Below are 15737 nucleotides of genomic sequence, written 5' to 3' on the forward strand. Positions count from 1 at the left end.
CGCCGGCCGACTCGGTGCCAACTTGCCCCGCGGCTGAACTTGCTCGCGGCGCGTCAGCGGAGGCGACGGTCACTCGGTGTTACTCCCCACCCTGGCAGATGCCACCCATGCACCATTGACCCGGGCCGCAGTCCATCATGTCCGCGCAGCTCGCGGGCCCTTTCTCGACGCAGGTCCCGTCCAGACAGACTTCTCCCCAAGAGCAAGTGACCCCCTCACACGCATCATTGTTGGGCTCGGGGAAGCAGTAATTCCCACGGCGGCAATACTCCCCCTCGTCACACGGGGTATTCGCGTCACAGTACGCGTAGATATTGGCCTGCTTCGTGGTGGATAAACGCGCGGCTGATGGAGACTGCGACCCACAGCCCATCCCCACTCCGAGAAACAGCACAGCGGCAGCGCACAGCAGATGTTTGGTCATGGTCTTGGATTCTCCTGAATGAAGCGGCTCTAAATCTCTTCTTCCACACACTTGCCAGCCTTGCACTCGTAGCCAGGCTCACAATTGAAGTCGTTGTCACAGGTGCCGCAGTTGCCCTGTCCCAGGCAGTCCTCCACGCACGTCCCGCCCTCGCACGTGTAGCCCGTATCACAGCCCGTGAGCATGCAATTGTTCGGGTCGTCCACGCACGTCCCCTCGACGCACATCTCCCAGGGCCAGCACTGGACCGTCTCGCAAGGGTCGGGCTCAGGCGGCGCGGTGACACAGGTGTTGGAGGTGCTGTCACAAACCTCATCCAAGTCACACAGGGTCTGCGCATCACAGTAGGCCCCCACGAGACGTTGGCGCCGGCTCGACGACGTCTCACCTTCGGCAAGTGACACACCGCAACTGACCGACATGCCCGCCAACACCAAGACGGCCCACACTCGAACGTGCTGCATCATGATGTCTCGTCTCCTCGGGAAGCGGCGTGGGCCACCTGCGTCCAGGCCGAGCCACGATTCTCCCTGTCACGAGGAGCCCGCTCAATAGGCTCAAACCAGAAAGTCAGAACTACCGGTCCATCTGGACACCGGTGACTCCGACATCTCAGACACTGCGACGTGTCATTTCCGGTCGAGCAACACTGGCCGCTTGCGCGTGGAGCGAGGAGCAGTTCGCGGTGGGGCCAGGCCCTCGGAGATCTGCTCCAGGGCGCTGGAGAGAAGGTGTGACAAAGAAGGGCCACGCGGCGCGGAGAGCCATGCATCCAAGGCGGTATGGACGGCGGCAAAGAAGGTGGCTGCCGCCAGACGTGGATACAGGTCCTTCTTGAGGTTCGTGTCCGTCCGCTCCGCAATAGCCTCGGCGAGGGCCCGCTCGAGGGCGGCATCCGATTTGAGCTGCTCCGCCGCGAGCGATGGCTCGTCCTTGAGCAGGTGGGAGCGCGCGGTGAAACCCGGGTCCGGGTCCTCGGGAAACAACGTTCGCACCGCGTGCCCGAGGGCTGTCCAGACGTCCTCGTCCACCGGCCGGGCAGCGAGTGCGGCGAGCAGCGTTTCGCCACGCGCATTGCCCACTCCGACGATGGCGGCCTCCTTGCTGGAGAAGTAGTTGTTGAAGGTGCGCGGAGACACGCCCACCCGCTTCGCGATGTCGTCTATCCGGACGCCGTCGAGCCCGTGCTCCAAGGCCAACTCCAGGGCCGCCTGCGAGAGCGCCGCGCGGGTCGCGGCCTTCTTGCGCTCTCGGTGGCCAGTTGAGTCATCGCTTGGGCTTCGGGGGCTCATGCAGCCAGAGCGTAGTCTGGCAACGGTGTGACGCGCGGCTGAAACCGGCGCTCCCATCCCGCCATCAGACCGAGGACCGACGACTTCGCTACCGTGTTGCGAAACCACAGGCTGAAGCGACTCTTGGGAACGAGCATCCCTGTGAAGAGCTGAGACTGGGCTCGCTCGATGATGGGCCGAAAGCCGGCCTCGTAGCGGTGAAAGGCGAGGGCAGGGTCGCCTCCCGCCGCGCCCAGCTCCCCCGCGAGTCGATAAGCCCCGACCATGGAGAGGGTTGCGCCAGCGCCCGTCACGGGTGAGGCGCAATAGGCCGCATCCCCCACCAGCGCGACTCGGCCACGTGACCAGGAAGGCATTCGCGTCTGGGTGAGCGCATCGAAGTAGAAGTCCGGGTCGGCGCTCGCGCCCGCTAGCAACTCCGGGACCCTCCAGCCAACGCCCGCGTAGGCCTCTTGGAGCCAGCGTTTCTGGGACTCCATGTCTCGGTGGTCGTAGTCGCGGCGTGGGCTTCGCCACATGAAGTACGCGCGCGCCCCGGTGTGATTCCCAGAGCGATAGACGCCCGCCACCTTCCCAGGAAGGTTGTACAGGGTGACCCATCGGTTCTCACCCAACGACGGATCCGCCGCCGCCGTGGCGAAGCAGTGGCCCAGGTGGTGAGCAAACTGTGCTTCGTCGCCGAAGGCCTTTCGACGCACGTTGGAGTGCAGGCCATCCGCGCCAATCACCAGGTCGAACTCACGACTGGGGCCGCGCCGGAAGCCAACGGTGACACCGCCCGTGTGTTCGACCAGGGACTCAATCGAGTCATCCCAGATGTATTCGACATCGTTCCGCGTGACGTCGTGGAGGAGCGTGGCGAACGCGCCCCGCACAATCTCCACCTCTCCACTGCCGGCCGCCTGCTGCATGGCGCGCAGGTCGACTCGCGCCAGGACCTGGTTCTGCTCCCCCACGAAGGACATTCCAACGACATCGGTGCCCAGTTCCCGGACGCGGTCGAGGATGCCCATTTGCTCCGCCACCGCCAACGCCTGCCCGCGGATATCCACGCCGTTTCCCCCCATGCGCAACGCGGGCGCGCGCTCCACCACCGTGGGGCGAAAGCCTCTTCTTGCCAGCCAATAGGCGAGCGTCGGCCCAGCAATGCTCGCGCCTGAAATGAGAATGCGCCGGTTGTTCATGCCCCAAGAGTTAACGAATTAATGCGCGTCGCGCACTTTTTCCTCGTCGGCAATATTTCCACGAACGCAGCCCCCCTTTGCTACTGAGCGCGCCGGTGGGGGCAGGCAGTCCGTCGAGAACGCGAGGCGCCTCACGGCTCATCGCGTCATTCCGGCACATTGACCTCGGCTTGGGGCGGAAGGACGCAAGGCTCACGCGCCAAGCCTTCTGTTACCTGGAAGTGACGGGAGCGAAGGAGGCTGTCGCCAGCCTCGACCTTGCGCCTGTCACGGAGTTCGCAGAGCCGGTGTCGAGGCTCCCCGCTAGAAGTGCTCCTCACATACGAGGCATTTCGGCTCCGTCTTGTCCTTTCCCAGGCCCACGACAGGAGGCTGAATCAGAGGAGCGGGCGGGGTGTTCTTGTCGTTGTGGAGCATGAGGTCCATCGCCCGGGCGACGTTCTTGCCCTCCACCTTCACGTCGAAGGAATAGTTGACGAATTCGGCCTTACCCTTCGTCTTGCTAGAGGCCACTCCACCGCCAGCAGTGCCAGCCTCGTCGCCAGTGCTGGTGCTAAAGTTAGAGTCCTTCAGGCACAACGGATTGCCCTCGACCTCCACCGACTTGCTACCCTTTGCGGTGTCCGCGGAGCGGGCAACATTGGGGTAGGGAATCGGGATGGGCCCACCCGGGCTAGGTGTCTTGCACACATCGGGAACGGCCACGGTGGTTCCATTGCTGTCCTTGGTCACCACAGACATCTTGTTCACGCCCACAGTGTTCCCCAAGGTGCCCCTCCGGGATTGACCAGCCCAAGGAGGATAGCAGGGAGAGCATCGCGGGCCCAGCCCCGCCAGACTGGACATCGGAAGACTGCGGTAGCTAAACCCTCACATATGCACCCCAGCTCCGAACGCGAAGCGGGCGTCCGCCACGAGGTTGCCCAAATACCTCCTCGGCTCATCCGGTGGGACATCATGGAGGAGAGCTTTGATGAGGCCGCATTCCTCTGGTCGCAGCGGGAGCGTTCGCTGCAGTCGCCCGATTTCACCCTGCCAGACATCGCCGCGATCGAGGAGCGACTCCGCGCCAGGCTGGACCTGCTGATCCTGGGGGGTGCCCCCGTCGGCGAGCGGCTGCTACACCCCGCCCTTGTGTGTGATGAGCAGGAACGGATCTCCGTGACGGCTCTTGCCTTGCTGACGGGCGCGAGCGACAGCGCGGTCAAGCTGCTCATCCGGAGCATCCAGGAGGGAACGGAGCCACAGCGTGCGGCAATCTGCCGCGCCCTTGAACTGTGTGAGCGGCGAGGAATCGAATTGCACCTGATGCCCCTGCTTCAGCAGGCCCCCCCGAAGGTCAGCGCCTCCGTTCTGGATGTGCTGACGGCTCGCCGCGTTCGGCCCGACTGCAGCCTGGAGCAGCTTTTCGAGCAGGGAGAGCCCGTGCTGCAGGAGGCCGTGTTCCATGCCGCCGCCCGCGTTCCCCAATCTCTCGCCCCGTCACTCCTGACCCAAGGCCTGGTGTCGAGAGAAACGCCTGTCCGAAACGCGGCCCTGGAGGCGGGCCTTGTGCTTGGCCACCGCGCGGCCTGGACCGCCTGCGTAGAGCTCGTCTCTCGTCAGGACTCCGCCTCCACCCTTGCCATGCTGGCGCTTGCCCTCGGCGGCTCATCCGATGAGTTCCAGCGGCTGCTGGGCACCCTCGCAGTTCCCGAGCTGCGCAAGGATGCGCTCTGGGCACTCGGCTTTAGCGGCCGGAGAGCAGCGGCCGAAGCCTGTCTGACATGGATGCGCGAAGACACGCTCTGCAGGATTGCCGGTGAGGCGTTCACAGCCATCACAGGTCTGTCTCTGGAGGGGGAGTTCGCGATCGATGAACCTCCCTCGCCTGAAGAACTCATCCCTCTCGAGGAGGAGGACCTTGATGCCGACCTTGTCCCCTCCCCCGACGAACGGCTACCGCACCCGAATGTCGAGGCCATCAACCGATGGTGGCAGAAGGCGCGGGCGCAGCTCGATCCAGACATTCGACACTTCAGGGGCAAGCCATTCACCCCCGGCCAACTTCTGGAACAACTCCGGCACGGGGGCATGCGGAGGCGCCCCGTCCTCGCGCTGGAACTCGCGATCCGAACCCATGGCGAGCACCGCGTGTCAGTCCGGGCCCTCACGGACCACCAGCGCCAAGAGCTCGAACTGGTCCGGCACCTCCCCGAGGGGAGTCTGAATCGTCCTTTCACCATGACATCGGGGCCAACGGGTGCACCAGCCAGTGCGCCACGCGCCCCGCCCAGACGCAGCCTTGAGGACAGAACAGCCTCATCGTCCTCCCGGAGCGCGGGGCTCGCAGTCACGGCCTTGGGGATGGTCTCCTCGATTGGCGGCGACGTGGTCTCGAGCTGCGCCGCCAGCCGCGCTGGCATCCTGAGAATCACGGAGCTGGACACCCTCCAGCAATGGGATGCAGAGAGCGAGCAGATGCAGCCCGCGAAGGGGCATACGGCTTCCACGCTCACTCGAGGCTTCTTGGGCATGGGCCGACTCGCGCGGCTGGGAGCCGCTGCGCTGGAGGACCTCACCACGAGCAGTGGTGAGAAAGAGTGGGCCCAGACAGGGCTCTTCATTGCCCTTCCGAGCAGCTTCTACCTGTCCGCACATGAGCAACGCGTCACTGAGCAGGCCTCGCGAGAGCCAGGAGCCGCCCAAGAGGCCATCCCCCTGGATTCGGGAGCTGCGGAGATACGGAGGCTCCAATACGAGCAGATGCTCGTCCCGGTGCTCCTCCGCCAATCGCGATTGGCGATTCCTCATGACCATTGCCGCCTGTTCTTTGGAGATCAGCTTGGATTCATCCGCGCCTTGCGCGCGGCGGAGGACGCCCTCGCACGAGGGACACTCAACCGCTGCATCGTGGGAGGCATTGACAGCCTGGTGGAGCCGCTCACGTTGGAGGCGCTCGACAACCTCCAACTCCTGAGGTCCCCTACTCAACCCGCCAAGATGCTCCCTGGAGAGGGGGCCGCGTTCGTGCTGGTCGAGAAACGACGGACCGCCGAGAAACGGGGCGCGACCATTCATGCGTGGCTCGGAGGGGCACGCGAAGCCAGGGACGACACGAATCGTCTCGCGGGCAGCCCATGGGTTGGGCGCGCACTCGCGGAAGTCCTTCAAGCGTCCATAGGAGAGGCTTCGCTTGCGCACGAGCCACCTGGCTGGGTGGTCGGGGACCTGAATGGCGACGAGCGGCGGGCCCAGGACTGGGGGTTTGCTCTGGTCCGGATGAAGGGAACACACGACCTGGGCGAGCTTCCGCATTGGCACGTCGCGGAGTCGTTTGGAGCGCTCGGCGCAGCCACCGGCCCCGCCGCCGTCTGCATGGTGGCGCGTGCTCTGGCGCGTTGCTATGCTCACTCGCCTCGGTGTGTGGTGTGGTTGGCGGCTGATGACGGCTTCAAGGGGGCATTGAACATCAGCGCAGCCCCTTCATGACGCGGGAGGACTGCCATGGCAGAGCCGAAGCACCTCGACCGGAACCAGGAGAAACGCCTCGGCTGGTTCGACAAGGTCAAAGACGGCAAGCCAGCGTACAAGGACTACAAGAGCTCTTGTAAGTCTGGCTATCGCGGGCCCAGACACGAGGCCCACCACATCGTCCCGGACGACATGATTGACGAATCCGTCGCCGAGGCAGGCAAGAACATCGGGCTCCAGTATCTCGAGGACGTGATGCACATCACGGACTGGAACATCAACAACCCCGATAACATGATTGGCCTACCCTCCTACCACTCCTATGACCAGTATTATCAGAGGAAGATCGACCTCGAGTGGCTGACCACGCACGCCCCGCGCACCAAGGTGTGGGTGGACTGGTTCAACAACGACAAGTCATTCGCACGAGCGACCCGAGATCGCTGGCTCAAGCTGTTCAACTCAGGCGCCACCAATCCTGAAGGCCTGCCTATCCACAACCCCAGCCAATGGGGACATCTGGAGTATGACGAGCTACTGAAGGACGACCTGCTCAACAATGTCTGGAACCAGGTGGACGCGGTCCGCGGAGAGCACAAGCTGGATGCGGTCAACGTCGCCGGCGCCCTCAAGCTATTGCAGACGAAGTGGCGCAACCACCTGGTCAACAGAGGCCGTGGAGGCAACGAGGACAAGTGGAATCGGCGCCATGTCGATGATCCGGGCGATGACTGGTATGTGCCGTTCACCATGGCGGGAGACCGCAATCCCATCTTCGGCTAGCTTGGAGTTCCCATCCCCATGAAATACATGATTGGCCAGGTACGCATCGGACGAGGCGCGGGCCGCCTCAAGATGTTGCAAGGAGTCGAGCAGCAGTTCCGATTCCACCAAGGCGTTTCCCTGGCTGCGGGCTTTCCCCCAGACGCCCACTACGAGATGAACGAGAAGTTTCCGAACGACATCAAGCTGGAGGACTTCATTGCCAGCACGGGAAGCCTGCTCGTCGTCTCGCCTCGAGCCAAGGCATTCTTCGAAGCCGAGAAGCTCCAGAACAACGAATTCCTCCCAGTGAGCATCATCAATCTGAAGGGCCGGAAGGAACCCGAGCCATACTCGCTCATTCATCAGACAGTGCTGCAGGAGTGCATCGACCTCGAGAAGACGCCGTTCGAACGGAACCCCATCAACCCGGAGGTGTTCCTGAGCATCAGGAGCATCGTGCTCGACGAGAGTCGGATCGCCCCGCAGGTGGCACTCTTCCGGATGAGGCACTATCCCTTTGTCGCAGTCTACCGAGACGACCTGATCGAGAAGATCAAGGCTGCAGGCCTGACGGGAATCAAGTTCGTCTCACCTTCTGAGTTCAATGGCTGAGCCCCGACCTCATGCCCAGACTCGAAGACCTGCCCCAGCAGATCGTCCCTCATGTCAGGATGCTCATCGACGTGGCGACGCGTCAGAAGTCAGCCAGGTCGCTCGGAAAGATTTGCCATGAGATGGCTGCGCATTACCGCGCCCTGGGCATCTGCCTGCTGCTGACAGAGATGGAAGTGGATGGGTTCTTCCACTGGCTCATCCAATCGGCATTGACCCGGAAGTACTACCTGGACCGGAGCGCAGCCGAGAACGTCCTGGACGACTTCCAGCGGCGCGCGAGCGTTACCGGGCCGTTCTTTGATGCCATTGCCGCAGGCCAATGGAAGCTGGCGAGACACATTGCGGCGCTATCGCCCACCACATGGTGGAAGGGACACGAGTACGAAGACGACTTCGCCTATGCCTTCTTCCTCCATACCTTCATCAGGAAGGACCCTGCCGACGCGCCAGCCCTCCAGGGGACTCTGGCCCGCTATGAGCAGGTGCTGGAAGGGCAGAGCGATCCCCGGCTAGACGTCTGCAAGGCGCTGTACTCCAAGGACCAGGACTCGTTTCTGGAGGCCTTCTCCACGCTCATCGGCGAGTACGAGCGCACCATGAAGAAACTCCAGGCCACGCGCGACTATGACTACACGTATGAGCCCAACCGCCACGTCATGGTCGAGGGCTTGGCCCTCCTGAAGCTCGCCGAGTCAGTCGGTTTCGAGACCGAAGCAGAGTATCCGCTGTGTCCCAGCGTGGCGCGCCACACGGCCTATGCGCCCTTCAAGCCCCTGGGCTTTCCTGACCTCCCACTGGAGCCCTGAACCACCCGATGCTCTCGAGCCCCGAAGGCCACCGAGCCCGACAGACGCCGATGCGTGACCGCCACTCCGGGGCCAGACTCCGGAAAGACGAAGGGCGCGGACCCGAGGATTTCTCCTCGGATTCCGCGCCCTTTGAATGGTCGGGGAGACAGGATTTGAACCTGCGACCCCTTGGTCCCGAACCAAGTGCTCTACCAGGCTGAGCCACTCCCCGAAAATGTGATGCACCGCGTCGGCATGCTGCTTCGGGACCGACGAGGCGACGCGGAAATATCCGAGCCGCCTCGCTGAGTCAACGCCCTTCGGATCACCTTTTCTTTCCCACCCCTCGTCCCCCCGTCCAGGGTCCCAGCAGACTCAGGTGCCCCCCAGGGCATCCTTCATCCCTCTTCCAAACACCCTGACATTCCTGTACTCCAGGATAGGCATGACACCGACTCCGGAGCCTCCCCTATCCCGGAATCGTTGCAACCGAAGAGGACCATGACGCCCCCGGTCATCCTCATCTCGGACGATGAGCCACTCATCGTCTCCGCGCTTGCACGAGAGGCCCGGCGGTCCGGCCTCACCTGCGTCTCCGACACCACCTCCGAGCGCGTGCTCGAGCTGGCCCGGCAGCACCAGCCCGCCGTCATCATCCTGGACATCAATCAGCACCAGGACGGGAGGGACCTGCTCGCGCAGCTCAAGCAGGATCCGCTCACCCGCGACTGCAAGGTCATCATCCTCAGCGGCGTCGAGGACCAGTTCACCCGTCACGTGTGCTTCGAACTGGGCGCCGACGACTACGAGGTGAAGCCCTTCGACCCCACCTTCATCACCCGCATCGCGCGCCTGGCCATCTCCGTGGCGCACGCGCGCTCGTGAGCGCCGCTCACGGTCGCAGCGAGCGGATGGCCGCGGCGTAGTCCTTCGCGCCGAACACGTAGCTGCCCGCCACCAACACCGTCGCGCCCGCGTCCACCACGCGCTTCGCCGTCTGCGCGTTGATGCCGCCGTCCACCTCGATGTCCACGTCCAACCCTCGCGCGTCCAGCATCGCGCGCAGCCGGCGGACCTTGTCGACCGTGGCCTCGATGAAGCTCTGTCCCCCGAAGCCGGGGTTCACGCTCATCAGCAGCACCATGTCCAGCTCGCCCAGCACCTCTTCAATCGCCACCAGCGGCGTGGCCGGGTTGAGCACCACCGACGCCTTCGCTCCCGCGTGACGGATGTGCTGCAGCGTCCGGTGCAGGTGCGGGCTCGCCTCCACGTGCACCGTCAGGATGTCCGCGCCCGCCTTCACGAACGCGTCCACGTACTTCTCCGGCTCCACAATCATCAGGTGCACGTCCAGCGGCTTCGTCGCCACCCGCTTGATGGCCTCGACGATGACCGGCCCCAGCGTGATGTTGGGGACGAAGCGACCATCCATGACGTCCACATGAATCAGGTCCGCGCCCGCCGCTTCCACGGCGCGGACCTCCTCGGCGAGGCGGCCAAAGTCAGACGACAGGAGCGAGGGGGCGATGCGAACAGGGCGTTTCATGGCGGCGCTTCATAGCCGCTTCGACCCCGTCCGGGTACGTCCGCTCGCCCGACCAGGACACTGGCGGACATCCCCTCCCCACCGTCCAGGTGGGCCACCGTGGGCAAGGGCTCGTGCCGCCGTGCTACAACCTTGAAGCCCTGCGGTCCCGACCCGCCTCCCCGGAGCCAGCCCCGGTGCATGCCCCCTCCGAGTCCCCCGTCCCCAACCTCTCGCGTCGCCTGGCCAAACTGACGTCCATCCTGGATGTCGCCAAGGCGATGAGCGCCGAGCGGGACCTGGACCTGCTGCTGCCCCTCATCCTCTACGAGGCCACCAAGGTGGTGGAGGCGGACCGCTGCTCGCTCTTCGTGCTCGACCGCGAGCGCAACGAGCTGTGGAGCAAGGTGGCCCAGGGCTCCAAGAGCGAGATTCGCCTCCCGGTGGGCAGCGGCATCGCCGGACAGGTGGCGCACACGGGCGCCATCATCAACATCCCGGATGCCTACGCGGACGCGCGCTTCAACCGCTCGTTCGACGTCTCCAGCGGCTACCGCACGCAGACCATCCTCTGCGTCCCCATGCGCGACGCCAACGGCGACGTGACGGGCGTCATCCAGGCCCTCAACAAGCTGGGCGGGCGCGTCTTCGACGCCGAGGACGAAGAGCTGCTGCTCGCCCTGGGCGCCCAGGCCGCCGGCGCCATCGAGAACGCGCTCCTCCACGAGGAAATCAACCGCCTCTTCGAGGGCTTCGTCTCCGCCTCCGTCGTCGCCATCGAAGCGCGCGACCCCACCACCGCCGGCCACTCGGGCCGCGTCGCCGACCTCACCGTCACGCTCGCCCAGGCGCTCGAGCACCATCCTTCCGGTGCCTACGCCCACCTGCGCTTCTCCGCCGTGGAGCTGCAGGAGCTGAGATACGCGTCGCTGCTCCACGACTTCGGCAAGGTGGGCGTGCGCGAGCCCGTGCTCGTCAAGGCCGAGAAGCTCTACCCGCACGAGATGGAGGGGCTCCGCTCGCGCTTCCAGCTCGCGCGCAAGGACTTGCAGCTGCAGAGCTGTCGCCGCCGCCTCGCGGCCGTGCGCGTGCGCGGAGATCGCGCCCTGCCCGACATCGACGCCGAGGAGGATGCGCGGCTCACCACCGAGATGAAGCAGCTCGATGAGGTGATGGAGTTCATCCTCACCTGCAACCGCCCCACCGTCCTGGCCCAGGGCGGCTTCGAGCGGCTCGCCGAGCTGGGCCGCCTGACGTACGCCGACGCGAACGAGCAGCCCCAGCCGCTCTTGCGCCCGCAGGAAATCCAGTCGCTCTCCATCCCCCGCGGTACCCTCTCCTCCGAGGAGCGCCGCGAAATCGAGAGCCACGTGGAGCACACCTACCGGTTCCTCTCGCAGATTCCCTGGACGCGCGCCCTGCGCCGCGTGCCGGAAATCGCCTACGCGCACCACGAGAAGCTCGACGGCAGCGGCTACCCGCGCGCCATCCCCGAGACGACCATCCCCGTTCAGTCCCGGATGATGTCCATCGCGGACATCTACGACGCGCTCACCGCCAGCGACCGGCCCTACAAGAAGGCCGTGCCGCACACGCTCGCGCTCGACATCCTCCAGAAGGAGGCCCGCTCCGGGCAGCTCGACCCGGAGCTGTTCACCGTCTTCGTCGAGGCGGAGATTCCGCGCAAGGCGCTCAAGCGCTGATGGCCCGGTCCCCTCCTCCAGGATGAGGAGAGGACCTGGGGCTTCATCTCAGCGGATGGTGTGCAGGCGCAGGCTGTTGATCTTCCCGGGCTGACCCACGGGCGCGCCGAAGACGATGACGATGCGGTCACCCTGGCGAGCGAGCCCCCGCGCGAGCAGCTCCTCCTCCACGCGGCGCACCATGGCCTCCGACTCCTGGATGGGCTCCAGCACGCGCGGCACCACGCCCCACACCAGCGAGAGGCGGCGGCGCACCTCCTGGTTCGGGCTGAACGCGATGATGGGCACCGACGGCCGGTAGTGCGCCAACAGGCGCGCCGTCACACCCGACAGCGTGAACGCCGCGATGAGCGACGCGTTGCTCGCCTTGGCCGCCTCGCACGCCACGCGCGCGATGACGTCCGGGAAGTTCACCTGCTGCCCGAACGGCATCTCCAGGCCGCGCATCAGGTGCTGCGAGCGCGAGGACGACTCGGCCGCCAGGATGATGCGCTCCATCATCTGCACGGACTCGATGGGGAACTTCCCGCTGGCCGTCTCGCCGGAGAGCATCACCGCGTCCGCGCCGTCGTACACGGCGTTGGCCACGTCGCTCGCCTCGGCGCGGGTGGGCCGGGGGTTCTCGATCATCGAGTTGAGCATCTGCGTGGCCACGATGACGGGCAGGCCGCGCAGGTTGGAGCGCCGGATGATGTCCTTCTGGACGGCCGGCACTTCCTCGGGAGGAATCTCCACGCCCAGGTCGCCACGCGCGACCATCACGCCGTCTGTCTTGTCGAGGATGGCGTCGAGGCGGGCAATCGCCTCGGGCTTCTCCAGCTTGGAGATGATGGGCACCGAGCGGCCCACCTCCGCCATCGCCTGCCGGGCCGTGTCCAGGTCCGACGGCTGGCGCACGAACGACAGCGCGATGTAGTCCACGCCGGCCTTCAGGCCGAACACCAGGTCCTCGCGGTCCTTCGGGGTCAGCGCCGCCGCGCGCACCGCCACGCCGGGCAGGTTGATGCCCTTGTTGTTCTTCAGCGTGCCGCCGTGGATGACCTCGGTCTTGATGAGCTGCTGCTTGTCCGTCTCCAGCACGCGCAGCTCGAGCAGACCGTCATCCAGGAGGATGCGGTCGCCGGGGTTCACGTCCGCGGCGAGGAACGGGTACGTGGTGGACACGATTTCATCCGTGCCCTTCACGCTCTCATCCGTGGTGATGTGGAAGACGCCGCCGTTCTTCAGCTCGGTGCTGCCGGTGATGAAGCGGCCCGTGCGAATCTTCGGCCCCTGGAGGTCGCCCAGGATGCCCACGGCCTTGCGAACCTTCAGCGAGGCCGCGCGCAACTTGTCGATGTTCTCCTGATGCTGCTCGTGGCTGCCGTGGGAGAAGTTGAGGCGGGCCACGTCCATTCCGTTTTCCAGCAGCGCCTCCAACATCTCTTGGCTCTGGCTGGCGGGACCGAGGGTGCAGACAATCTTCGCTCGTCGCATAGAGCCCGCGAGGATGGGTGCAGCCACCGACGGGGTCAAGCACGCAACGAGCGGCCTCCGCTCGGTAAAACGGTAAATGAGCCTGCGGGCAGCAGAGCCTTCAACCGCGCAACAGCACACCCAGGTTCTCGCGCTCCCAACGCAGCGCAGCGGTGTAGTGCGGATACGTCCGCTCGCGCTCCCGGAAGGCTCTCGGGTGATGCACGCGGCGCCCGCCTCGTCCCGTGCTGGGGAAGAGCTGGTGGAGCATCTCGTGGAAGACGATGAACTCCACGAAGAAGGCGGGCACCTCGGGCCGGTCCAGCGCGGGGTGGATGCGAATCTCGCGCGTCTGGTGGTCGTAGACGCCCAGGCGGATGGACTTGCGGCGACGGCGCGGCGGCATGCGGCCCCAGCCGATGCGCGCCTGGATGTTGCTGCCGAAGAAGGTCGCGTTGACGGAGTGGAACATCGCCTGGAGGTCGAAGCAGCGCCCGAGCGGATTGAGTTCGGCGTCTGACTCGCGGCGCATCTGGCGGATGCGCGGCTGCTGCCCGCGGATGTAGTCGTCCAGCACGCCGCCCGCGCTGCGGTGGCCGCGGCCCGCGTAGTCCGCCACCGCGCGCACCACGGGCTCGGGCGCGTCCAGGAACATGTGGTGGAGCCGGAGCTGGAGCGCGCTCGAGCCGCGGCGGAAGGACACCATGGTGGAGCGGTTGTCCGTCACCGCCAGCCGCACGGGCATGCCCAGGTCGGCGCTCAAGCGATAGGCGAGGGTCTCGGCGCGCGTCCACAGCTCGTCGCGTGTGGAGGTGAGCATGCGGGGCGCTTCCTCGGGCACGCGGTGACGCGGCGGCAGCGGCGCCGGTGTCCGAGGCTCGGGCGTGGCAGGGGCCGCGGCGCTGCGGGCCGCCGCGGAGAGGCCACGCGGGAAGAGGGACATCTGACGGGTGTGCTCGGGCGTCACGCGAAGGGCATCGTACCCGCCACCCCTCGGGACTCAAGGCCGACGACTCTCGCCCGCCTGCCCTCCGTCAGCCCGTCAACCGCGCCCGCCAACACCGGCCCGCAGACGTCAGGAAGCGGAAGGCTCGCCGTGACGGGACTTCAACAAGCGCTCCAGTCGCTCCGGCTCCATGCGCACCACGAAGGTCTTCTCGCGCGAGTACGTCACCGAGCCTGGCGCCCCGCCCTTCGTCTTGCGAACGAACTTCACCGGCACATAGCTCACCTCGCCGCGCGGCTCGCCCTTCGCGCCGGAGTGGTGGAGCGCCAGATGCGCGGCATCCAACAACACCTCTTGTGTGGGCTCGCCGCTGCGCTCCAGCGGAATCACCACGTGGCTGCCCGGCACGCCCCGCGCGTGCAGCCACAGGTGCCAGGGCCGCGCCACCTTGAAGGTGAGGGCGTCATTGTCCTCGGAGCCGCGCCCCACCCAGATGCGCGCGCCGCCGTGGCCCACGTACTCCTTGAAGGGCCGGCCCACCGCCGTGCCGTCCTCGCCGGACGCCACGTGGAGCACCTCGGCCTGGGCCAGGAGGGCCGCCTCGTCCATCTGTTCAATCTGAGAGAGCGCCTCCTGCGCGTGCGCCACCTCGCGCGACAGCTCCGCCTCGCGGTGTCGCGCCTGCTCCACGCCGCGCTGCAGGCGCCGGTACTGATGGAAGCGCCAGTCCGCCTCCTCCTTGGGGCCGCGCTTCGGGTCCAGCTTCACCCGCACCTCCTCCACGCCGGACTCGGTGTAGGCCGTGAGCGTCACCTCGGTGACGCCGCGCTTGAGGCGGTGGAGGTTCTGCGCGAGCAGCTCGCCCACTTTCCGATGCTCTTCGGACTCGGGGCCACGCGCCGCCTCCGCGCGGACCTTCTCCAGCGTGCGACCGGAGCGCTTGAGGCGCGCGCGGTACGGCTGCGCCAGTCGGCGGCGAATGGTCTCGGCGCGACTCGCCTTGTCCTTCTGTCCCAGCAGTCGCTCGGAGGACTCCAGCAGCGGCAGGGCCGCCTCTGGGTCCGGCGTGAGCCGGGAGGGTTGCGCGCGTCCCTTCGCGAGCGACTCAGCGGAGACGGGCTCGGGCGGAGTCCACGTCGCGCCCGGGTGGAGCGAGCGGCGCTGCGCGAAGCCCTCGCCGGAGAGCATCAGCACGCGGCCACTCTCGCTCAGCAGGACGATGCCACCAGGCGCGCCTACCTCCAGCACCAGGCGACGGCGCGCGTCCTCGCGAGCGAAGTCGAACACGGCCACCCGCTCAGCCTCCATCCAGCGGGCGCCCTCGAGCTTGAAGCCCGTCAGCTCCTGGCGCAGCCAGCGCTGGAAGGGAGCGGGCTCTCCCGGGGTGGGGAAGCGATCAGCCGCCACGGAGACGCGCGCCAGGTCCCCTTCCGCGCACAGACACAGGAGGTGGGAGCGACCGGGGACCCTCAGCTCCACGTACAGCAGGCGGGGCAGCGGGCACCACGCCTTCTGCGCCACCGACCCGACGAGCCGCTCCGCTACCTCCGTCAGAACCTGCTCGAACTCGACGGGACGCAGCGACAT

The 15737-nt window shown here is 66.2% G+C and carries 14 protein-coding genes and 1 tRNA gene; 6 read left to right on the forward strand and 9 right to left on the reverse strand.

The window, feature by feature from the left end:
* Window positions 1-453 precede the first annotated feature (453 nt).
* From JGU66_03475 to JGU66_03490, 4 genes are all read right to left on the reverse strand, one after another.
* Entirely contained in the window at window positions 454-891 is a 438-nt protein-coding gene (locus tag JGU66_03475) for a hypothetical protein (GenBank protein ID MBJ6759808.1), read from the reverse strand.
* A 162-nt stretch (window positions 892-1053) separates the two neighbouring features.
* Entirely contained in the window at window positions 1054-1716 is a 663-nt protein-coding gene (locus JGU66_03480; protein ID MBJ6759809.1) for a TetR family transcriptional regulator, read from the reverse strand.
* Entirely contained in the window at window positions 1713-2900 is a 1188-nt protein-coding gene (locus tag JGU66_03485; protein ID MBJ6759810.1) for an FAD-dependent monooxygenase, read from the reverse strand. The genes JGU66_03480 and JGU66_03485 overlap by 4 nt, the downstream gene beginning before the upstream one ends.
* A 303-nt stretch (window positions 2901-3203) precedes the next feature.
* The gene (locus tag JGU66_03490) at window positions 3204-3668 is read right to left on the reverse strand and encodes a DUF4150 domain-containing protein (GenBank protein MBJ6759811.1); all 465 of its coding nucleotides are present in this window, start codon (window positions 3666-3668) and stop codon (window positions 3204-3206) included.
* A gap of 189 nt (window positions 3669-3857) precedes the next feature.
* Between JGU66_03490 and JGU66_03495 the strand changes: the two genes are divergently transcribed.
* Genes JGU66_03495 through JGU66_03510 form a run of 4 tightly spaced genes read left to right on the forward strand, consistent with a single transcriptional unit; the run spans window position 3858 to window position 8539 of the window.
* Window positions 3858-6371 carry a TIGR02270 family protein gene (locus JGU66_03495; protein MBJ6759812.1) on the forward strand — a complete coding sequence of 838 codons (2514 nt, stop codon included), beginning with the start codon at window positions 3858-3860 and terminating at the stop codon, window positions 6369-6371.
* Between the two features lie 15 nt (window positions 6372-6386).
* Window positions 6387-7136, forward strand: coding sequence for an AHH domain-containing protein (locus JGU66_03500; protein ID MBJ6759813.1), 750 nt, complete (start codon window positions 6387-6389; stop codon window positions 7134-7136).
* Between the two features lie 18 nt (window positions 7137-7154).
* Window positions 7155-7730 carry a hypothetical protein gene (locus JGU66_03505; protein ID MBJ6759814.1) on the forward strand — a complete coding sequence of 192 codons (576 nt, stop codon included), beginning with the start codon at window positions 7155-7157 and terminating at the stop codon, window positions 7728-7730.
* A gap of 11 nt (window positions 7731-7741) precedes the next feature.
* Entirely contained in the window at window positions 7742-8539 is a 798-nt protein-coding gene (locus tag JGU66_03510; GenBank protein ID MBJ6759815.1) for an immunity 49 family protein, read from the forward strand.
* Between the two features lie 137 nt (window positions 8540-8676).
* Here the strand turns inward: JGU66_03510 and JGU66_03515 are convergent.
* Window positions 8677-8753 (reverse strand) — tRNA-Pro (locus JGU66_03515).
* 269 nt (window positions 8754-9022) lie between these two features.
* Between JGU66_03515 and JGU66_03520 the strand changes: the two genes are divergently transcribed.
* Window positions 9023-9406, forward strand: a complete 384-nt coding sequence (locus JGU66_03520; protein MBJ6759816.1) for a response regulator — start codon at window positions 9023-9025, stop codon at window positions 9404-9406.
* 7 nt (window positions 9407-9413) lie between these two features.
* Here the strand turns inward: JGU66_03520 and JGU66_03525 are convergent, their stop codons facing one another.
* Window positions 9414-10067, reverse strand: coding sequence for a ribulose-phosphate 3-epimerase (locus JGU66_03525; protein MBJ6759817.1), 654 nt, complete (start codon window positions 10065-10067; stop codon window positions 9414-9416).
* A 260-nt stretch (window positions 10068-10327) separates the two neighbouring features.
* Between JGU66_03525 and JGU66_03530 the strand changes: the two genes are divergently transcribed.
* Window positions 10328-11749 carry a GAF domain-containing protein gene (locus JGU66_03530; GenBank protein ID MBJ6759818.1) on the forward strand — a complete coding sequence of 474 codons (1422 nt, stop codon included), beginning with the start codon at window positions 10328-10330 and terminating at the stop codon, window positions 11747-11749.
* A 48-nt stretch (window positions 11750-11797) separates the two neighbouring features.
* On the opposite strand, the gene pyk is transcribed toward JGU66_03530, so the two are convergent.
* The 3 genes from pyk to JGU66_03545 all read right to left on the reverse strand — a co-directional run bounded on the left by pyk (window position 11798) and on the right by JGU66_03545 (window position 15737).
* Entirely contained in the window at window positions 11798-13225 is a 1428-nt protein-coding gene (gene pyk, locus JGU66_03535; GenBank protein MBJ6759819.1) for a pyruvate kinase, read from the reverse strand.
* A 100-nt stretch (window positions 13226-13325) separates the two neighbouring features.
* The gene (locus JGU66_03540; GenBank protein ID MBJ6759820.1) at window positions 13326-14147 is read right to left on the reverse strand and encodes a hypothetical protein; all 822 of its coding nucleotides are present in this window, start codon (window positions 14145-14147) and stop codon (window positions 13326-13328) included.
* Window positions 14148-14279: 132 nt separating this feature from the next.
* The gene (locus JGU66_03545) at window positions 14280-15737 is read right to left on the reverse strand and encodes a DUF814 domain-containing protein (GenBank protein ID MBJ6759821.1); all 1458 of its coding nucleotides are present in this window, start codon (window positions 15735-15737) and stop codon (window positions 14280-14282) included.

The organism is Myxococcaceae bacterium JPH2, assembly GCA_016458225.1.
Lineage (GTDB): Bacteria > Myxococcota > Myxococcia > Myxococcales > Myxococcaceae > Citreicoccus.